This is a genomic window from Alcaligenes sp. GW821-FHT11D07 (genome assembly GCF_058808495.1).
This window is the reverse complement of record NZ_JBXART010000003.1, coordinates 275,158-294,675: the sequence shown is the minus strand read 5'-3', so window position 1 is coordinate 294,675 and position 19,518 is coordinate 275,158. Positions and strand designations below refer to the sequence as shown.

Below are 19,518 nucleotides of genomic sequence, written 5' to 3'. Positions count from 1 at the left end.
CAGCATAGGCTGACAGAGCCTTTGATCGCAGGAGCGTGTCTTTCTTAGTAGTAGCGCTGTACCGATAAGTCGTCTGCACGGATGGCAGGCTCTTTATTACTGACCAGATCAGCCAGCAATTGAGCGCTGCCGGTAGCCAGGGTCCAGCCCAAGGTGCCGTGGCCCGTGTTCAGGAACAGGTTGGGGTAGCGGCTACGGCCCACAATCGGGGTGCTGTCTGGTGTCTTGGGACGCAAGCCGGTCCAAAAGTGCAGGTCTGCATCGCTTTGGTAGCTGCCTGGGAACAGGTCGTTCAAGACCATCAACAAGGTTTGTTCACGACGAGGGTTCAGGCGCTTGTTAAAGCCGACGACCTCGGCCATGCCGCCAACGCGAATACGCTCATCAAAGCGGGTCAGGGCGATCTTGTAGCTCTCATCCAGCAAGGTGGATTGTGGGGCGCGGGAGGCATCCGCAATGGTGGCTGTAATTGAATAGCCTTTGAGCGGGTAGACCGGAATGGCTTGCAGGTCTTTCATCAAGCCTGTGGACCAGGAACCCAATGCCATCACATAGGCATCAGCCGTAAGCAATTCGTTGGCGCACTGTACGCCGCTGATCTCATTGCCGCTGGCATGAATGCGCTGAATGTTTTGGTTCCAACGAAATTCCACGCCTTCTTTTTCAGCCAGCTCGCTCAGGCGACGGGTGAACAATTGGCAGTCACCCGTTTCGTCTTCGGGAAAGCGCAGGCCACCACTTAGCTTGTGCTCCACATGGCGCAAGGCGGGTTCGATTGTGTGCAGCTCAGATGCAGCCAGTAGCTCGTAAGGGACGCCAGCTTGTTTCAAGACCTCAATATCGGCAGCAATGCCATCCAACTGCTTTTGAGTGCGGAAGACCTGCAAAGTGCCTTGCGAGCGGTGCTCAAACTGGATGTCGGTCTGGGCGCGTAATTCGCCCATGCAGTGGCGGCTGTACTCAGCCAGCCGCACCATGCGTTCCTTGTTGACTGCGTAGCGATCTGCCGTGCAGTTTCTCCACATCGCCAGCAACCACTTGATTTGGGTCAGCGTGCCGTCCGGGCGAATGGTCAGGGGAGGGTGCTTGTCGAACATCCACTTGATGGCTTTGCGAGGGATACCCGGCGCAGCCCAAGGGCAGGCGTAGCCAAAAGAGAGCTGACCGGCATTGGCAAAACTGGTTTCCAGAGCGGGCCCAGCCATGCGGTCGATTACCGTCACGCTGTGTCCTTGGCGAGCAAGATAATAAGCGCTGGTTACGCCTTCTACGCCAGCACCTAGCACGAGGATCTTCATACTTTTCCTGGGGCGCATCGCCCGAAAGAGAGAGTGTTGCGATCAGGCGCGGAAGAGCCGCGCGTGCTGTCGCAATTCGATACGTTTTATCCGTCTATTTCAACAGGCAGGCTGGGTGGGGGTCAAGGATTAGTCTTGATCCGGTGTGCTGCGTGGGAACACCATATTGTTGCGATGAATCAGTTCGGTGTCGTGCTCACTACCCAGCAGTTCGTTGATCAAATGGCTGGGCTGGCCCATGATGCGACGCGTGTCGTCAGAGGAGTAATTGATCAGACCGCGGGCGTACTCCACGCCGTGCTTGTCCACGCAAGCGACGACATCACCACGGTCAAACTCACCCTCTACATGAGTCACGCCTACGGGCAGCAGGCTCTTGTGGCCCTGTACCAGAGCACGCACTGCGCCTTCATCCAAAGACACACGGCCACGGACGCGCAACTGATCCACCAGCCAGCGTTGACGTGCCGAGCGCACAGGCAGGGTGGCGCGCAGCTCCGTACCAATGCGCTCGCCTTGTGCCAGACGCGACAGCACTTGTTGCTCCCGGCCCGAAGCAATAATGGTGTGCCCACCGCTTTGTGCGGCGCGCTTGGCGGCCAGAATCTTGGTGATCATGCCACCGGTGCCAATATTGCTGCCCGATCCGCCAGCCATCGCTTCCAGAGTCGGGTCGCCCGCTTGTCCCAGCGAGATAAATTGGGCGTCTGGATTGCTGCGAGGGTCAGCACTGTACAGGCCAGCCTGGTCCGTCAGAATAATCAGGGTTTCGGCTTCGATCAGGTTAGTGACCAGCGCACCCAGCGTATCGTTGTCGCCCACACGGATTTCGTCGGTGACGACGGTATCGTTCTCGTTCACGATAGGCACCACACCTAGGTCCAGCAGGGTGGTGATGGTGCCCCGTGCATTCAGGTAGCGATGGCGGTCTGCCAGGTCTTCATGGGTCAGCAAGATCTGGGCAGTGCGCACGCCGTGGCGGGCAAACGCTACTTCATAGGCCTGGATCAGTCCCATCTGGCCCACGGCTGCAGCAGCCTGCAATTCATTCATGGCTTTGGGTCGACGCGGCCAGCCCAGGCGGGCCATGCCTTCGGCGATAGCGCCGCTGGACACCAGCACCAATTGCTTGCCTTGGGCATGCAACTGGGCGATTTGGGTGGCCCACTGTTCGACGGCATCCAGGTCAATCCCTTTGCCTTCGTTGGTGACCAGGGACGAACCTACTTTAATAACCAGTCGGCGTGACTGTGCAACGGCCGATTCAGAATGAGAAGAGTGCTGCATGAGGAGTCAGAAATCCATCGCTTGGCGTGTAAATAGAGAAAATGCCAGGAGCAGGGCGGCAGGCTTACCGCCTCTTTCCGGGCATTTTAGTGTTCAGTCACAGAGCCTGGGGCCTGGACCTGTTTGGCACGATCAGTCTGGGGCAAACCTCTCGTCGTAAATATGAGTGCCGTCCGCAATATCCTGCTCGATATGTTCTTTGCGGCTTTCCTCGTCCAGCCAGGACTGCAGTTGGTACACCAGATCCTGGGTGCCTACGCCGGTAAGCGCCGAGATACCAAAGACCGGGCCTTCCCACTCCAGCTCTTTGAGCAGGCGGGCTTTCAGGTCTTCAGGGTCAGACACCATGTCCAGCTTGTTCAGCACCAACCAACGAGGCTTGGCGTGCAGCTCTTCACTGTACAAGCGCAGTTCTTCGACAATGGCGCGGGCTTCGGCAGAAACCTTGGCTACGATATCTTCGTCCGGGTCCAGGCTGGATACATCCAGCAGGTGCAACAGGATACGAGTACGAGTCAGGTGACGCAGGAATAGATGACCCAGACCAGCGCCTTCGGAAGCACCTTCAATCAGACCGGGAATATCCGCCACTACAAAGCTGTGGGCTTCGGAGGAACGCACCACACCCAGATTAGGGTGCAAGGTCGTGAAAGGGTAGTCCGCGATACGGGGCTTGGCATTGGAAATGCGGGTGATCAAGGTGGATTTACCGGCATTGGGCATGCCCAGCAGGCCCACATCGGCCAGTACTTTCAGCTCCAGGCGCAGTTTGCGCTGCTCGCCTTCCTTGCCATAAGTAAACTGACGCGGGGCGCGGTTCACACTGGATTTGAAGTGCAGGTTACCCAGACCGCCAGAGCCGCCCTGAGCCAAGGTGATTTTCTCGCCATGACGCTTCAGGTCAAACAGTTGCTCGCCGGTCTCGGCATCGAAAATCATGGTGCCTACGGGCACGCGCAAAGTGATGTCTTCGCCACCCGCGCCGTACTGGTCGGAGCCACGGCCGTTCTCGCCGTTGCGAGCGCGGTGCAGGCGGGCATAGCGGTAGTCAATCAGGGTGTTGACGTTGCGGTCGGCCTCGGCATAGATGCTGCCGCCACGGCCGCCATCGCCACCGTTAGGGCCACCTTTTTCAATAAATTTTTCTCGGCGGAAACTGGCAGCGCCGTTTCCACCCTTGCCTGCGACCACTTCAATGGTCGCTTCGTCTACGAATTTCATGGTGATGAGTGCTGTATAGGTCCAGGGGCCGCAGAGCCGGTCGGGCTGCTAGTCTGAGTGCAGACCATTTTAAACAAAAACCCCAATTGCTTAGTGTATAGGAGATTGGCTTATCTGCCGGTATGTGCAGTGATAGTGGCCGATTTTTAATCTCTTGCTGTGGCCCCAAGGGAAACTGGCTAAGCCGGGTATGAGTATCAGCATGGCAGATTGCCACGCATAAAAAAAGCCCTGCCAATAGCGGCAGGGCTTTTCGTAGCGATTACGTAAATACGTAATGCTTATTCGGCAGCAACGACCGAAACGGTACGCTTGTTCAGTGCACCGGTGATGGAAAATTTAACTTTGCCATCGACCAGGGAGAACAGGGTGTGGTCTTTACCAATGCCCACGTTCACGCCGGGGTGAAACTGAGTGCCGCGCTGACGAACAATAATGCCGCCAGCCGAAATTACCTGACCGCCGTAGACTTTAACGCCCAGACGTTTGGCCTGTGAGTCACGGCCGTTCCGCGTAGAGCCGCCGCCTTTCTTCTGTGCCATTTCTTTAGCTCCTAGATGAAGAAATTACCAAATTCGTTTTCAGCAACAACTTAGGCGTTGATCGCTTCGATACGGATTTCGGTGTAGTTTTGACGATGGCCTTGCGTTTTGCGGTAGTGCTTGCGACGGCGCATTTTGAAGACTTTGATTTTGTCGTGACGGCCTTGCGCAAGAACGGTTGCCTTGACCACGGCGCCAGTAACGAAAGGAGCACCAATTTGCAGTGCTTCACCTTCGCCTACCGACAGTACCTGGTCGAGCGAAATTTCTTGCCCAATGTCAGCCGGTATCTGTTCTATTTTGAGTTTTTGGCCAGCAGTAATGCGATATTGCTTACCGCCGGTTTTTATAACCGCGTACATAGGGAATCCCTTAAAGAGTCAAACAGGCATCGCGTAAAGGCTGTTTAGTGCCCGCTGTAATGCCATCTAACATAAAAAAATCTTGACACGCAAAATGCCAAGCAAAAAATAATAGGTTAAAAAGGCTTTGCTGTCAATGGCTTGGCCCCTTTGCTGTCAGTATTTTGCATCCAATCCTTTCGTCTCTCTCTGGCGCCGGTTCCTTGCCAGAGGCAGGAGCAGCACCGCTCGCGCGTCCGCTTCGATGCGTTCCGTGTATGGTTTCGCCCCAAACTATTACATTTCCCCTCAATCTGTGGCGTTTGTGGGCTGATGTTTCCGTTAGGCTAGAGACGTTGCGTTCACTGAGCGTAAGTCATTTATTTCTCGAACCTGATTAAGGGGAAGCGTATGAATAAGGACACGATCGAAGGGAAATGGAAGCAACTGGCGGGCAAGGCCCGTACGGTCTGGGGCGAGATTACCGATGATGATTTGGCCAAGATCAAAGGGGATGCTACGCAGTTAGCGGGTCTGGTGCAGGAGCGCTATGGCCGTACCCGGGAAGAAGCGGAACGTGAAGTGAAGGATTTTTACGATAAGTACGATCGTTAGCGACGCGGATAGCAGGATCGGGTCTGACACCTGGTTCCCGATAGAGGTAGGCGTGGATGGTCAGACAACGCTATTAGTCCGTTCGTACTGAAGGAGAGGAGAATCGTATGCTTTACTATGCTGTCGTCTTTTTTGTAATCGCCATTGTGGCGGCTGTGCTGGGTTTCGGTGGTATTGCCGCCGGGGCTGCTTCGATAGCCAAGATTCTGTTTGTAGTGTTCTTGATTCTGGCGGTGTTCACGCTGGTCAAGGGCATGGGCAAGAAATAGAACAGGCCCGCTCAGGGCGGGCCCGTCTGAATCGAAAAACCGTCTCCATCTTAGGATGGAGGCGGTTTTTTTATGAGCGGTAGTCAGCGTTGATCGTGACGTACTCGTGGGAGAAGTCGCAGGTGTAAACCGTTTCGCTGTGCTGGCCACGGCCCAGTGACACTCGCACCAGAATTTCGGCTTCCTGCATGACGCGCTGGCCGTCTTCTTCGCGGTAATCAGGGTTGCGACCGCCATCAACGGCAACCAGAACGTCACCCAGCCACAAACGCAGCTTGTCGACATCCAGATCGGTGATGCCGGCATAGCCAATAGCGCACAAGATACGGCCCAGGTTCGGGTCCGAGGCAAAAAACGCAGTCTTGACCAATGGCGAGTGGGCGATGGCGTAGGCCACTTTCAGGGCTTCTTCGCTGCTGCCCGCATCGTCTACCTGAATCGTCATGAACTTGGTGGCACCTTCGGCGTCACGCACGATTTTCTGTGCCAGTTCACGCGAGGCGTCGACCAGGGCGTCCAGCAAGGTGTTGTAGTTAGGGTCAGCAATCGACTCCACCGTAACGCCGCTTTGGCCAGTGGCCATGATGATGAAGGAATCGTTGGTCGAAGTATCGCCATCAACGGTAATACGGTTGAACGAACGATCCGCTGCCTGGCGGCACATATCGCGCAGCAAGTCGGGAGCAATACCGGCGTCGGTAGCCAGATAGCCCAACATGGTGGCCATATTTGGGCGAATCATGCCCGCACCTTTGCTGATACCCGTCAGGGTGATGGTTTTGCCGGACAGCTGGATTTGACGCGACACGATTTTGGGCTGCGTGTCGGTAGTCATGATGCTGTGGGCAGCATTGAACCAGTTGTTGTCGGACAAATCGTTCACGGCCGCAGGCAAGGCACCCAGCAGGCGATCCATAGGCAGCGGTTCCAGAATCACGCCAGTGGAAAAGGGCAGCACTTGCTGAGGCAGGATGTTCAGCAAGCGGGCGGCTTCCTTACACGTTTGCTGTGCTTTTTCCAGACCGGCTTGCCCGGTACCTGCATTGGCATTGCCCGTGTTGATGACCAGGGCGCGAATGCCATCGTGGGTGGCCAGGTGCGATTCGCACACTTGTACCGGGGCAGCACGAAAACGGTTAGTGGTGAACACGCCGGCCACGCTGGTGCCAGGGGCCAGTTCAAACACGGTCAGGTCGCGTCGGTTGGCCTTGCGGATACCGGCTTCGGTAATACCGATTTTGACACCGGCAACGGGGTGAATATCAGACTCAGAGGGAATGAACAGATTGACGGCCATGACGCGATCCGGAAAACAATGTTAAAGGCGGCTCAAAGCAATAATGATACTTGCTTTGAGCCGCCTGAGCACATCGCTTTGGGCGTGTGGCGTATTTAGTTCTGGCGCGCTGCCAGCGCAACGTTGTTGCGGGTGATCAGTTTGAGCTCGCCCAGTGCCTCGAACAAGGCGGAACGCGCTTTTTCGGACAGGTTGGCAAACATCTCTTGCAGCCACTGTTCGTGGGAAGCGGCCATTTTCTTGAACTGGCGCTTGCCTTTGGGTGTCAGGCGGATCAGGGAGCTGCGACGGTCTGTCAGAACTTTGATGCGTTCGACCAGGCCTTCTTTTTCCAGTTGATCGGTAATGCCGGTGATGTTGCCGTTGGTGACCATCAAATGGCGAGACAGCTCGCTCATTTTCATGCCGGCGGGTTGACGCTGTAGCTGAGCCATCAGGTCAAAACGAGGCAGGGTAGTCATGTGTTCGGTACGCAGACGGCTGCGAATTTCGCCTTCAACCAGATTGGTGCAGGCCATCAGACGTAACCACAGTCGGGTGTCGAAGTGGTCGTCGCTGTGAGCACGGCTTTCCAAGTCGGGAGCGGCATCAGCGACGGCGGAAGCGGGGATATCGTTCATGATCATAGATAGCTTGCCTTAATGGTGCATGTCCAAAATGTTTAGCTTTGAAGGACGCAGACCGCAGCCATGAGCAAGCTGGGTTAGCTTGGAGGGTATCTTAGGGGCTGTATCGAAGTTTGACATTGCGACAGATCAAAGTAAATTCGTTTTTAAGCTTAAATTAATCAAATGAAGCAAAGGGCTCTAAGTGGCGCGAACGCTTTAGGTAAAGAAATGCAAAATCCTGTCTGCTATTTACTTTAACTGTTGCAGCTTTGAATAATGTGCCACCAGCGGCCCAACTTGGATATGAGGCGATAAGCTGGCTAAATTCAAGTGATTATTTAGTTGAAGTATAAGACATTTGTTCCCGTGCCGCCTGTTCGATGAATCAATATCCTGTTTTTTTGTGATATTTTTTTGTTTCAAAAATAATGTTGATGACTATTTTTCTTAATTGAAAAAAATACAGGCTGCAGATTGATTTATTTCTTATATTCTGAAATTTCTTATTCAAATTTGTGATCTGCTTGTATGTGCACAAAGGGCGGCCAGGCTCCAGCAGCATACCCCTTGAATCGGCAGATAGTGATGCGCTACTGCGGATAACCCGTAGTCGTCAGTGCTGATGTTGCTGCGTTTTTTTTGCTAATATCCTTTAGAACTAAACAATATAGACCTTGCCAATTTGGCCCGCGCCTTTGATGCAGCAAGGTCTACGCCTGAGTGGGGCGTTATCTACGCAGGAGATACGGATGGAACGTTCAGCGCACCTTGATACCTTCGCACGCGACAATCTGCCGCCCATGGAGTGGTGGCCAGAAATGCTTTTGGAAGGGAATCCAGATGTGGACTACCCCGCTCGTTTAAATTGCGCCGTGGCGTTGTTGGGCGAACAGGTAGCAGCAGGACATGGGGATCGGGTGGCGTTGCAATGGGCCGATGGCGATGAGAATCGCAGCCTGAGCTACAAGCAGCTGGATGTGCTGACCAACCGTATTGCGCATGTTCTGACCCAGGATCTGAAGCTGGTGCCCGGCAATCGTATTTTGCTGCGTGGCCCGAACAATCCCATGATGGCGGCGTGCTGGCTGGCCAGCATCAAGGCCGGTTTGGTGACTGTGCCCACCATGCCCTTGCTGCGTGCCGTGGAGTTGAAGACGATCCTGGAAAAGGCCGAGATTCACGCGGCTCTATGTGACGAGCGTCTGCGCGAAGAGCTGGAGCACTGCATGGACTCTGCGCACGATTCGTATACGCCGGTGCTCAAGCAGTTGCTGTGCTTTAACGATCACAGCGACAGCGGCCTGGAAACCTTGCTGGCAGACAAGCCCGAGCAGTTTGATGCGTGCGATACAGCCGCCGATGATATTTGCCTGATCGCGTTTACCAGTGGCACGACCGGTCAACCCAAGGGTTGCATGCACTTTCATCGTGATGTGCTGGCTATGTGCGATACCTTTGCCCGTCATGTGTTGCGCTTGACGCCGGATGATGTGGTTTGCGGTACGCCACCCCTGGCTTTCACCTTTGGTCTGGGTGGTTTGCTGTGTTTCCCGCTGCGCGTAGGAGCATCGACCGTCTTGCTGGAGCGTCTGACACCGTCTGATTTGCTGGGCATGATTGACCGTTTCAAGGTCACCATGAGCTTTACCGCTCCTACCTTCTACCGTCAAATGGCCGGTCTGGTGGACCGTTACTCTCTGGCCAGCTTGCGGGCCACGGTGTCTGCGGGTGAGGCCTTGCCAGATGCTACACGCCAGCTTTGGAAGCAGGCCAGTGGCATCGAGATGACTGATGGCATCGGTGGTACCGAGATGATTCACGTCTATGTCTCCAGCGCACCGGACAAAGTGCGTGCTGGCGCGATCGGGCAAGTGGTGCCGGGTTACGTAGCGACGATTCTGGATGATGATCTGAATCCAGTGCCGGTAGGCACGGTGGGGCGTTTGGCCGTCAAGGGGCCGACAGGGTGCAAGTATTTGAACGACGAGCGTCAGAAACAGTTCGTGCAGGGCGGCTGGAACTTCCCCGGCGATACGTTCAAGATGGATGAAGACGGTTATCTGTATTACCAGGCGCGCAATGACGACATGATTGTGTCGTCAGGCTATAACATCGCCGGTCCTGAAGTAGAGGGTACGTTGCTCAAGCACGAGGCAGTGGCCGAGTGTGGGGTGGTTGGTGCAACTGACGAGGAGCGCGGGCAGATTGTGCAGGCTTTCATTGTGCTCAAGCCGGGTTTCACGGGCAGTGATGAGCTGAAAAAGCAGCTGCAAGACTTTGTGAAGGAAAATGCGGCCCCCTACAAATACCCACGGGCAATTGAGTTTGTGAATTCCTTGCCGCGTACAGAGACGGGCAAGTTGCAGCGTTTTGTACTGCGTCAGATGGCGCAGCACTGATTGTTCAAGCGATAAAAAAAGCGGGCATATAGCCCGCTTTTTTGTGCCTGGTGTTTTTAGCTCTTGAAGCTGGCAAACACTTCGCGTGCGGCTTGCAAAGTGGTGTCAACCACGTCTGGCGTGTGCTGCACAGAGACAAAACCGGCTTCAAAGGCCGATGGGGCGAAGTACACGCCTTTGTCCAGCATGGCGTGGAAGAACTGCTTGAAGCGCTCGATATCGCCTGCGGATACTTCAGCCAAGGAGGCAGGAACCTGCTCGCTGAAGTAAATCCCGAACAGACCACCTTCGTGATCGGCTGTAAAGGGGATGCCGGCTTCCTGTGCAGCGGCTTTCAGGCCCTGGATCAGGTGGGCAGTGTTTTTGGTCAGCGTGTCGTAGAAACCGGGCTGTGCCAGTTTTTTCAGAGTTGCCAGACCTGCCGCAACGGCTACCGGGTTGCCGGACAGCGTGCCCGCTTGATAAACGCCACCCACGGGAGCGACGCACTGCATGATGTCGCGGCGGCCACCGAATGCACCCACGGGCATACCGCCACCAATGACTTTAGCCAGTGTGGTCAGATCCGGACGGATGCCGGTCAAACCTTGTACACCTTGCGGGCCGACACGGAATCCGGTCATGACTTCGTCAAAAATCAGCACAGCACCGTACTCGGTACACAGCTCGCGCAAGCCTTCCAGAAAGCCGGGCGCAGGGCGGACCAAGTTCATGTTGCCGGCAAACGGCTCAACGATCACACAAGCGATTTCATCGCCCTTTTGTTTGAAGGCATCGCGGACGGCGTCCAGCTTGTTGTAGTCCAGGACCAGGGTATGAGCGACAAACTCGGCAGGTACGCCGGCAGAGGTCGGGTTGCCAAAGGTCAGCAAGCCAGAGCCCGCTTTGACCAGCAAGCTATCAGCGTGACCGTGGTAGCAACCTTCAAATTTGATGATGGTGTTGCGGCCGGTAAAGCCACGGGCCAGGCGGATGGCGCTCATGGTGGCTTCGGTGCCGGAGCTGACCAGACGCACTTGCTCGATGGAAGGCAGCATTTGGGTCAGGGTTTCAGCCAGAACCACTTCGCCTTCGGTAGGAGCACCATACGACAGACCATGAACGGCGGCGTCTTGAACAGCCTTGATCACGTCCGGGTCAGAGTGACCCAGAATGGCCGGACCCCAGGAACCTACGTAGTCCGTGTATTGCTGGCCGTCTGCATCCCAGATGTAAGGGCCTTGGGCGCGTTCGATGAAGCAGGGTGTACCGCCCACGGAACCGAAGGCACGGACTGGCGAGTTAACGCCGCCGGGGATGACTTTGCTGGCACGTTCAAAAAGTTCGGAGTTACGGGACATGAGGCAAGAATCCAGACGTAAAAATCGGTTGGTCAAGGCAAGGCTCAGTGTTAGCGCATGAAGCGCGACTGGGCCTGGGCGTGAAAGTAATCGGTAAAGCGTTGCGCGGTGGCGCGTATGTCGGCTGTCTCGAACAGGCTGCTGATGACAGCTACGCTATCGACGCCCGCTTCCAGCAGTTCCGGCATTTTTTCGGGTGTGATCCCGCCAATCGCAACAATAGCGGCACGACGGCCATCGCTTTGCTGTTCCTGACAAAGCTTAAGGGCTTGGCGCAAGGTGTTCAGTTCCGCAGGAGGCGCTTCGGGCTTGACGCTGGACGGGTACATGGCACCAAAGGCGATGTAGTCGGCATCATCAGCCAAGGCTTGGCGCGCCAGATCCAGGCTGTTGTAGCACGAGCGTCCCAGCAAGGCTTGCGGCCCCAGGGCCTGACGGGCCTGGGTGAGTTCGCCATCGCTTTTACCCAGATGTGCGCCTTGCACGTCGAACTGCTGAGCCCAGCTCCAGTGGTCGTTGATCAGCAATGGAAGGTCCAGCGACAAGCAGAGCTTGATCAGTTCTTTGAGCTGTTGCTGACGGACTGGTTCAGAGCCGTTCTTGCGGCGAAACTGTAGCACCTGCAAGCCACCATCGTGTGCGGCGCGCACAGCGTCCAGCAAGCGTGGGGTGTCGTCCCATTCGGGAGTAATGCCGTATAAGCCGGCAGGAAAGCGCAGGGTAGTGGCGTCAGTCATGGTGGGGAACAAGCGGGTTGAACAGGCGGTGGCCCATGCCGGGCTGGAAGGTGTCACTGGCACGTTCCTGTAGGTGTAGCAAGGCTGATTCTACCGCGTTATCCAGCTCATTGCCCTGAGCCAAAAAGCTCACGCAAGCGGTAGCCAGCAAACTATCGATGTCTTGCTGGCGCACGCCGACATCCAGCGGCATGCTGTAATCCAGACGGCCGTGATGGCCCTGAAAACGGCTATGCCATTGACCTGCGGAGCCAGGTACTCCAGTGACCAGAACGGCATTGGCGCCCGCGTTCAGCAAGGTCTCTACCCCGTCCAGGCTTTCGCCCAGCAAGCCGTCTGCTTGCCAACGATCCAGGCTGGGGGAGTCGATCAACAATAAGGCGCTCAGTGGCAGCAGCAAGCGTAAACTGGCATCCAGGGCATCGTCCGCTTCCAGCTCGTCCAGTCCGACAGGCATGGCAGTCAGGTGCAAGACCAAAGGGAGTTCGGGGTAGTCGGAGCACAGTTCAGCTACCATGCTGGCAATCTCCGGGCTGTAGACGGGACCGCATTTGATGGCCTGGATGTTGATATCCTCCAGCAAGCAGCGGGCCTGGTCGTCCGCGGTATCTTCGGCCAGGGTCTGGATATCCTCTTGTTGGGCGGTATCGCGTACCAGCAGGGCCGTGGGCACACTGACAATATGGCAGCCCAAGCGTGCGCCGGTCAGAGTATCTGCAGGCAGGTGCGCTCCACCGCTGGGATCATAGGGAGCCAGCACGAGAGCCAGGGCGGGACTTGAATTTTTGATTTCAGCAGCCATCTTGTCTTGGTTACACATGCAGCGCCCTCAGGCTCTGGATGTCAGGGGTTGAGTAATTTAGTAATATGAACCCCATTTTAATGGATTGCCCCGATTTGCACGCGGATCGGACTATGTTTACAAATACAGTAGGAATACTATGCGTACGTGGATGTGCCTGATTTGCGGCTGGATTTATGATGAAGAAGCAGGTTTGCCTGAGGAAGGCATTGCGCCGGGCACACTGTGGGAAGATGTCCCTCCAAACTGGGTCTGTCCCGAATGTGGCGCCCGTAAGGAAGACTTCGAAATGATCCAAGTGTGATCATCTCAAGTTCCAAGGTGGTTTGCTTTGACGGGAGGTGTGTATGAGTGCCACTAGCCAGTCCCCGCTAATCCAAGAAAGCGCTGATTTAACGCACCACCTGTTACTTGCCATGCCCGGTGTGGTATCGGGCAGTTTGGCTGACACGGTCATTTATGTCTGTGAACATAATGAGCAAGGTGCTTTAGGTCTGGTCATTAACCGGCCAACCGATTTAAGCCTGGTTGAACTTCTGTCTCGTATCGAGCTGGACGTGGAAAACCGGGCCAATCTGGCAGCGACCTCCGTGTATTTTGGCGGCCCTGTTCAAACGGACCGCGGCTTTGTTCTGCATGACTCCGAAAAAGCCTATACCGCCAGCCTGGAGGTGGGCGACCTGACCCTGACGACATCGCGCGATGTCTTGCAGGATGTGGCCCAAGGCCAGGGGCCAGTACATCTGCTGGTGACTCTGGGCTATGCAGGTTGGGGTGCCGGTCAGCTGGAAAGCGAAATGGCCGACAACGCGTGGCTAAGTGTCAAAGCCACCCATGAAATCCTGTTTTCTACTCCGGTTGGGGAGCGCTACGATCGCGCCCTGGCTTTGCTGGGAATCAGTCCTTTTACTTTGACTGGTGCTGCGGGCCATGCCTGAACACGAAACACCGTCAACGGTCAGCTCGGCGCAAACCTTGCTGGCCTTTGACTATGGCTTGAAAAAAATTGGCGTTGCCCTGGGGAACACCTTGACGCGTCAGGCTCGCCCTTATACGATTTTGCGGCCCGTTACCCGGGAGCAGCGCTTTGCGGCCATCGAGGCTTTGCTGGCCGAATGGCAGCCTGATCGCGTCGTTGTTGGTTTGCCTTTGACCCTGGATGGTGGCGAGCAGTATGCTTCGCTGCGGTGCCGGCGTTTTGCCAATCAACTGCATGGCCGCTACGGTATTGCGGTAGACCTGGTCGATGAACGGGGCTCCAGCATGGAGGCTCAAGAATTGCTGGGCAATAATGACGATGATGATGCCATGGCAGCCTGCGTGATCTTGCAGCGTTATCTGGATAGCCTGCCGCCGGCCTGAGCCCTCTACAAGGTTGCAGCCTTTTGATTAGTTTATTTCGTTTTAGTTGGCGCGCCGTCGCTTTGATTGCGTGGATTGTGATCGGCTTGTTTATAGTCGGCCTTCTTTTCCCAGTATTGCGTCCAGGCGGGCGCCGCATCATGGTGCTGCGCATGTCTCGCCTCTTGATGCGTATCTGCGGAGTGCGCGTCATCGAGCATGGCCGCGCCGTACAAGATCGAGCCGTGCTCTACGTCTCCAATCATGTGTCCTGGCTGGATATCTTTGTTCTTAACAGCGTGCGCTGTACGTCCTTTATCGCTAAAAGCGATATTCGTCGCTGGCCGGTGATTGGCTGGCTGGTAGCGGGGGCGGGAACCGTATTTATCGAGCGCGGGCAGCGGCGTGCCATTCAAATCGTCAGCCAGCAAATGGCGGTGTGCTTTGAGCGTGGCGATGCGGTTGGATTGTTTCCCGAAGGTACAACCTCTACGGGCTTGGATGTACAGCCTTTTCACGCCAGTCTGTTCGAGGCGGCGATCAGCTTGAATGTAGACATTCAGCCTTTGGCACTGGTATTTGAGCAGGACGGCCAGCGCAGCGAACGCTTTGCTTTCGTAGGCGAGCAATCGCTAGTGGGCAATATCTGGGTGCTCTTAAGTGCTCGCAATGTGTCTGTGCACTGTCACTTTCTGGATTTGATGCCTGCCCAATCCTGTGCAGAATGGGGGCGTTCGCAGACGGCACAGCATGCTAGGGCGCAGATCCGCGCCGTGGTTTGCCCTGAAGCGGTATCTGCACAAGCGTGATGGCTTAGCCCGGTTTCTTGCTTTCCGGGCAATGAATCTGAACTAGATGCCGGTCTTGCAAGCGAACTGCGCTTAATTGGCGACCCCACACGCAGCCGGTATCTAAGCTAATCACCGTTGGCGTATTGAGCAGGCCCAGCGTAGACCAATGACCAAAAATAATAGGCACTTGAGCACAGGCGCGATTGGGCATCTCGTACCAAGCGAGCAAGCCGGATTCGGTGTCTGGCGCTCCCTTGTGTTTAAAGTCCATGCGGCCATCCACATCGCACATACGCATACGGGTCAGCGTGCTGACAATAGCGCGTAGCCGATCGTAGCCCTGTAACTGGGGCTCCCAGCGATCTGGCTGATTGCCAAATAACTCAATGATTTTGTCCCGCCAGTCGTCGGCGCGCAGCAGAGACTCCAGCTCATGGGCATAGTCCAGTGTTTGCTCCGGACTCCAGTCTGGATGCACACCGGCATGGACCATCAGATGACCATGCTCGTAATGAGCCAGTGGCTGATGACGCAGCCAGTCCAGCAGCTCTTGAGCATCGGGTGCCGCCAGCAGTTCCTGCAATGTGTCCTGCTTGCCCGATTTGCGCACGCCGGCAGCAACCGCCAGACAATGGATATCGTGGTTGCCCAAAACACAGACGGCGCGCTCGCCCAGCGAACGGATTAATCGCAAGGCACCCAGTGAATCGGGGCCTCGGTTTACCAGGTCACCGGCAAACCAGAAACGGGCCTGACTATCGGCCGCAACATCGGGGTGGCTGAGCAGGCTGTCCAAGGGGCTACAGCAGCCCTGGATATCACCAATCGCCCAGATGGCAGGAGAGGAAGCTAAGGACATGGTTTAGTTCGTTACGCTGGAGTTACGGCGCCGCACATTGTGGCGGTTTTCCATCATGATAAGAGCCCCTAATGCCAACGCCATGGCAACCAGATTGGGGACCAGCGCCGTGACCCAAGGGGCCAGACTACTTAGCATAGCCACATTCAGAGCCAGCTGGTTGATCATGAAAAAGCCTACGCCCAGCAAGATGCCTGTAAAGACCTTGGTCCCTACGCCACCATGGCGTGTCTGCATAAAGCCGATTGGTGCGGCAATGGTAATCATGACCAATAAGGTAAAGGGATACGCCACTTTGCGCCACAGTGCCACCACTTGTCGTTTAGTCTGCAGCTTATTGGCGTCCAGGTAGTCCACGTAGTCCTTCAAATCCAGAATGGACATGCGCTCGGGGGTAACCACACGGGCGATCAGACGGTCGGGGGTCAAAGACGTAGTCAGTGTCAGTTCGGGACGTTTTTCAATGCTGACCAGAGCCTGAGCAGGGGCTTTGTCTTGCGACAGCGCTTCGTGGGACTGCTCATTCAAATGGGTTTCGGTCACATCCTGCAAGTCCAGCTGGTTTTTGTGAAACTGGCCAGAAGGGGCCTGCGTGACTGTGTTCAGGCGCTGGCCGTCCGAGAACTCGAATATGCTGACATCGCTGACATTTCCATTGCCCTGCAAGTTGGCGATGTTGATGATGCGTACTCCGCCACTGTCATTGTTTTCCTTGAACCAGTAGCCACTTTCCAGCCTTCCGCCACCCGAGCGGCCCAGCAGGGCCATCCCTTGTTCGCTGGATTTGATCTCCGCCATGGGGGTGACATATTCGGACAGGACAAATGCGCCTGCCACCAGGGGCAGGGTAATAGTCCAGAGCATGATCATCATGTGCAGGCCGCTAACCCCGGATGCGCGCAAAATAACCAGCTCGTTGCGTTGTGCCAAGCTGGACAGAGCCAGGGTGGCACCAATCAACAGGCCAATGGGCAATAGATCGTATAGGCGGGTGGGCAGTTCCAGCGCCTGGATGTAGAACAGATTGGTCAGGGTGAATTTGGAGCCCACCTTATCCAGTTCTTCGATCAGGGCGAAAAAGGTGAACAAGCCAAGCAGAGCAATCAGCACAACGGCGCTGGAGCGGTAGATTTCGGAAGCGAGATAGCGGCGAGCGGTGCGCATGAAGAAAAGTGGCCCAGGAAAGACGTGGCTAGATTAACAAAAATGCGGATTTCAGTCAGGGAATGACCACTTGTCGCATACGTTGACTGATGGTGCGCGTGCGCGATTGCAAATAGGGGCTGTTACGGTTCTTGTCATAGTAAGCCGGGTTGGGCAACATGCCTGCCAAGCGGGCTGCCTGCATGGCGCTGAGCTGGGCGGCATCCACCTTGAAGTAGTGCCTTGAAGCAGCCTGTGCACCAAATACACCCTGGCCCCATTGAGCCACGTTCAGGTACAGCTCCAGGATACGCTCCTTGCTCATGACGGTTTCAATCATATAGGTCAAAATCAATTCCTGACCTTTGCGCAAGTAACTGCGGGACTCAGAGAGGAACAGGTTTTTGGCCAATTGTTGGGAAATGGTGGAGCCTCCCCGGCGGCGGGCAGAGCCCTTTTCCAACTGACGGCGGTTGTATTCCCAAGCCTGACGTATGGCATCCCATTCGACACCGGAATGGTTCATGAAGTTCGCATCTTCAGACGCAATGACGGCGCGCTTCAAATTGGCGCTGATCTTGTCGTAAGGAACCCACTGATAACGTAGTTCGGCATTGGAGTCTGCACTGCGTAACTGGCCCTGCTCTGCAGCCATAAAAGTGGTCATGCGGGGCGGCACCACGCTATACCAGAGCACCATTAAAAACAGGGCAATCTGGTAGAGCAAGACTCCGGCGGCCACGGCCAACACAGCCAAGCCAGCCAGTTTCCATGGATGGGCCAGTAAACGGCGCACGTCAACTTTGTCCGATTGCCTGGCGCAAGTGGGCCAGTACAGGTTCTACATCTGGCTGCACGCCGTGCCAGATATGAAAGCTGGCGGCGGCTTGGCCTACCAGCATGCCCAAGCCATCCTTGCTATGTGTGGCTCCGGCTTGTTCTGCAGCTTGCATGAAAGCGGTGGGCTCACTGGCGTAAAACATATCGTAGGCCAGAGAGTTGCTGCGATAGCGTGCGTCCGGCAGTTCAGGCAAGTTCTGGTTCAGGCTGGCCGAGGTCGCATTGATCACGATATCCCAATCGCCGCAGTGGTCATCCAGACCGCCTGCGCTGAGCAAGCGCGAGGCCTCAGGGTCCAGGGAAACCACGTGGTCGCGCAATTCGTAAGCTTTGCTGCTGGTGCGGTTGATGATGTGCAGCAGTTCGCAGCCAGCCTCCAGCAAGGGGAAGACGACGCCACGGGATGCGCCACCTGCGCCAATCAGCAAAATGCGCTTGCCCTCGGGGTTATGGCCCAGACGCAACAGGTCCGAACACAGGCCCACACCATCGGTATTGCAGCCATGCAATTGCCCGTCTTGCATCCACAAGGTGTTGACTGCTCCGGCCATGCGGGCGCGGCGGCTCAGGCGCGGGCCGACCAGATCATAGGCCTGCTCTTTGAACGGCAAGGTGACATTCAGGCCGCTGCCTTGTTTGAAGAACTCTTCCACGGTGGCGGTAAAGCCATCCAGCGGAGCCAGAACACGCTCGTAGCTCAATGCCAGGTCAAATTGGCTGGCAAACTGCGTATGGATTTGAGGCGAGCGGCTGTGCTCGATAGGGTGACCAATAACGCCGTAGCGCTTGGCAGGAGTCGTGTCGGGCATGGTTAAGCGATGCTTGTCTTGTTGTGTGGTGTCAGCACGTGGGCTGAAAGGTCGTATTTTACCCTAGGGTCTGCTTTCACCAGAGCCAGTCCAGGACAATACGATCTTACTGCGAGTCTGCGCTGTGCATACTGAGTTTGTCATGCGTAAAACTCCAGGTCCGGGTGATCACCAGCACATCCGAGCCGGGGGCCAGTTGCTCAGGCAAAGGAGCAAAAGGGGCGGCCAGCTCCACAATCCGGCGGGCGGCCAGATTCAGGGCGGCTTGTTCAGAGGGTTGTGTGATCTGGGCGCGCAATAGGCTGCCATCGCGCCGGATATAGACCGTCATTTGCAGTGTTCCGTACAGCTGCTGGCCTTCTTGTCGCGGGTAGTGGCGTGTGCCAGTCTGCTCAATTTTTTGACGCCATTGGTCCAGATATTGGGCTTGGTCACTGGCCTGAGCGCTGGGGCCAATGTAGTGGTAGCGGGGCTGGCGCTGCTGCTCGCGGATTTGTTCGCGCAGTACGGCCAGTTGGCTATTGTGCACTTGGGGCAGCAGGTCCTGATCGTCCGGGCCTGGCTCAATGGACGAGCCAATGTATTCCAGCCGGGGTGTGGCAGGAGCTGCTTTATCCTGGCTTTCAAGTTCACCCAGCAGACGTTGTTGCTCGCTTTCCAGACTTTGCTGGCGTGCGCGCAATGCTTCCAGCACTAATTGATTCGGCAGATTGGGATCGGTCAGAGGCAGAGGGTGGCTGGCCTGCCCTTGTTGATGTTCTCCGCCTCCGTCCAGGTTTAGCTGTGCCAGCAGTTGCGGGTGTAAAGGCACAGAGTCAGTGCTGAAATTGACTAGTGCAACATCCAGGCTATTGGCAGGTGCGGGGGAGGGGCCGTGGCTGGGCCAGAAGATCAGTACTAGATGAATCAGAGCCGAGAGGGCGACCGCCAGCCACAGATAGTCTTTGGACGCGTGGCGGCGGTCGGATTTGGCCATGGT

General features: G+C 56.1%; 22 protein-coding genes. 7 read left to right on the top strand and 15 right to left on the bottom strand.

All coding sequences use genetic code 11. The features are described 5' to 3' along the window. Positions 1-44 precede the first annotated feature (44 nt). The 5 genes from AC1RSM_RS14375 to rplU form a co-directional block, all read right to left on the bottom strand. Positions 45-1,298 (bottom strand): D-amino acid dehydrogenase, encoded by a 1,254-nt coding sequence (locus AC1RSM_RS14375; RefSeq protein WP_492933225.1) that lies wholly within the window; start codon positions 1,296-1,298, stop codon positions 45-47. Positions 1,299-1,427: 129 nt separating this feature from the next. Beyond that, the gene (proB, locus tag AC1RSM_RS14370; RefSeq protein ID WP_492933224.1) at positions 1,428-2,585 is read right to left on the bottom strand and encodes a glutamate 5-kinase; all 1,158 of its coding nucleotides are present in this window, start codon (positions 2,583-2,585) and stop codon (positions 1,428-1,430) included. A 132-nt stretch (positions 2,586-2,717) separates the two neighbouring features. Next, positions 2,718-3,806 carry a GTPase ObgE gene (gene obgE, locus AC1RSM_RS14365; RefSeq protein ID WP_492933223.1) on the bottom strand — a complete coding sequence of 363 codons (1,089 nt, stop codon included), beginning with the start codon at positions 3,804-3,806 and terminating at the stop codon, positions 2,718-2,720. A gap of 281 nt (positions 3,807-4,087) precedes the next feature. Continuing rightward, positions 4,088-4,348: a 50S ribosomal protein L27 gene (rpmA, locus tag AC1RSM_RS14360; RefSeq protein ID WP_003801903.1), complete on the bottom strand. Its 261-nt coding sequence runs from the start codon at positions 4,346-4,348 to the stop codon at positions 4,088-4,090. Positions 4,349-4,398: 50 nt separating this feature from the next. Then, positions 4,399-4,710 carry a 50S ribosomal protein L21 gene (gene rplU / locus AC1RSM_RS14355; RefSeq protein WP_492933222.1) on the bottom strand — a complete coding sequence of 104 codons (312 nt, stop codon included), beginning with the start codon at positions 4,708-4,710 and terminating at the stop codon, positions 4,399-4,401. A 390-nt stretch (positions 4,711-5,100) separates the two neighbouring features. Between rplU and AC1RSM_RS14350 the strand changes: the two genes are divergently transcribed. Then, positions 5,101-5,304: a CsbD family protein gene (locus AC1RSM_RS14350; RefSeq protein WP_492933221.1), complete on the top strand. Its 204-nt coding sequence runs from the start codon at positions 5,101-5,103 to the stop codon at positions 5,302-5,304. A gap of 107 nt (positions 5,305-5,411) precedes the next feature. Next, positions 5,412-5,573: a DUF1328 domain-containing protein gene (locus AC1RSM_RS14345; protein WP_492933220.1), complete on the top strand. Its 162-nt coding sequence runs from the start codon at positions 5,412-5,414 to the stop codon at positions 5,571-5,573. 70 nt (positions 5,574-5,643) lie between these two features. Here AC1RSM_RS14345 and argJ read toward each other — a convergent pair whose 3' ends face one another. Then, the gene (gene argJ, locus AC1RSM_RS14340; RefSeq protein WP_492933219.1) at positions 5,644-6,870 is read right to left on the bottom strand and encodes a bifunctional glutamate N-acetyltransferase/amino-acid acetyltransferase ArgJ; all 1,227 of its coding nucleotides are present in this window, start codon (positions 6,868-6,870) and stop codon (positions 5,644-5,646) included. Positions 6,871-6,965: 95 nt separating this feature from the next. Further along, positions 6,966-7,496: a MarR family winged helix-turn-helix transcriptional regulator gene (locus tag AC1RSM_RS14335; protein WP_492933218.1), complete on the bottom strand. Its 531-nt coding sequence runs from the start codon at positions 7,494-7,496 to the stop codon at positions 6,966-6,968. Between the two features lie 731 nt (positions 7,497-8,227). Between AC1RSM_RS14335 and AC1RSM_RS14330 the strand changes: the two genes are divergently transcribed. After that, positions 8,228-9,877 carry an AMP-binding protein gene (locus AC1RSM_RS14330; protein ID WP_492933217.1) on the top strand — a complete coding sequence of 550 codons (1,650 nt, stop codon included), beginning with the start codon at positions 8,228-8,230 and terminating at the stop codon, positions 9,875-9,877. A 56-nt stretch (positions 9,878-9,933) separates the two neighbouring features. On the opposite strand, the gene hemL is transcribed toward AC1RSM_RS14330, so the two are convergent. The 3 genes from hemL to thiD are packed head-to-tail and all read right to left on the bottom strand — an operon-like array spanning position 9,934 to position 12,774. After that, positions 9,934-11,217, bottom strand: coding sequence for a glutamate-1-semialdehyde 2,1-aminomutase (hemL, locus tag AC1RSM_RS14325; protein ID WP_492933216.1), 1,284 nt, complete (start codon positions 11,215-11,217; stop codon positions 9,934-9,936). Positions 11,218-11,267: 50 nt separating this feature from the next. After that, positions 11,268-11,954 (bottom strand): thiamine phosphate synthase, encoded by a 687-nt coding sequence (gene thiE / locus AC1RSM_RS14320; protein ID WP_492933215.1) that lies wholly within the window; start codon positions 11,952-11,954, stop codon positions 11,268-11,270. Further along, positions 11,947-12,774 carry a bifunctional hydroxymethylpyrimidine kinase/phosphomethylpyrimidine kinase gene (gene thiD, locus AC1RSM_RS14315; protein ID WP_492933214.1) on the bottom strand — a complete coding sequence of 276 codons (828 nt, stop codon included), beginning with the start codon at positions 12,772-12,774 and terminating at the stop codon, positions 11,947-11,949. The genes thiE and thiD overlap by 8 nt, the downstream gene beginning before the upstream one ends. A gap of 121 nt (positions 12,775-12,895) precedes the next feature. On the opposite strand from thiD, the gene AC1RSM_RS14310 reads away from it, so the two are divergent. From AC1RSM_RS14310 to AC1RSM_RS14295, 4 genes are all read left to right on the top strand, one after another. Beyond that, positions 12,896-13,060 (top strand): rubredoxin, encoded by a 165-nt coding sequence (locus AC1RSM_RS14310; protein WP_009460582.1) that lies wholly within the window; start codon positions 12,896-12,898, stop codon positions 13,058-13,060. Positions 13,061-13,172: 112 nt separating this feature from the next. Then, entirely contained in the window at positions 13,173-13,694 is a 522-nt protein-coding gene (locus AC1RSM_RS14305; protein ID WP_492933697.1) for a YqgE/AlgH family protein, read from the top strand. Then, on the top strand, positions 13,687-14,118 hold the full coding sequence (gene ruvX, locus AC1RSM_RS14300; RefSeq protein ID WP_492933213.1) for a Holliday junction resolvase RuvX: 432 nt from the start codon (positions 13,687-13,689) through the stop codon (positions 14,116-14,118). The genes AC1RSM_RS14305 and ruvX overlap by 8 nt, the downstream gene beginning before the upstream one ends. A gap of 23 nt (positions 14,119-14,141) precedes the next feature. After that, complete coding sequence (locus tag AC1RSM_RS14295; RefSeq protein ID WP_492933212.1) at positions 14,142-14,906, top strand: lysophospholipid acyltransferase family protein; 765 nt, start codon at positions 14,142-14,144, stop codon at positions 14,904-14,906. 4 nt (positions 14,907-14,910) lie between these two features. Here the strand turns inward: AC1RSM_RS14295 and AC1RSM_RS14290 are convergent, their stop codons facing one another. The 5 genes from AC1RSM_RS14290 to AC1RSM_RS14270 form a co-directional block, all read right to left on the bottom strand. Continuing rightward, on the bottom strand, positions 14,911-15,747 hold the full coding sequence (locus AC1RSM_RS14290) for a symmetrical bis(5'-nucleosyl)-tetraphosphatase (protein WP_492933211.1): 837 nt from the start codon (positions 15,745-15,747) through the stop codon (positions 14,911-14,913). Between the two features lie 3 nt (positions 15,748-15,750). After that, entirely contained in the window at positions 15,751-16,911 is a 1,161-nt protein-coding gene (gene lptG / locus AC1RSM_RS14285; protein ID WP_492933210.1) for an LPS export ABC transporter permease LptG, read from the bottom strand. A gap of 55 nt (positions 16,912-16,966) precedes the next feature. After that, positions 16,967-17,686, bottom strand: coding sequence for a monofunctional biosynthetic peptidoglycan transglycosylase (mtgA, locus tag AC1RSM_RS14280; RefSeq protein WP_492933209.1), 720 nt, complete (start codon positions 17,684-17,686; stop codon positions 16,967-16,969). A 1-nt stretch (position 17,687) separates the two neighbouring features. Further along, positions 17,688-18,539, bottom strand: coding sequence for a shikimate dehydrogenase (gene aroE / locus AC1RSM_RS14275; RefSeq protein WP_492933208.1), 852 nt, complete (start codon positions 18,537-18,539; stop codon positions 17,688-17,690). A 106-nt stretch (positions 18,540-18,645) separates the two neighbouring features. After that, complete coding sequence (locus tag AC1RSM_RS14270; protein ID WP_492933207.1) at positions 18,646-19,515, bottom strand: energy transducer TonB; 870 nt, start codon at positions 19,513-19,515, stop codon at positions 18,646-18,648. Positions 19,516-19,518: the final 3 nt, after the last annotated feature.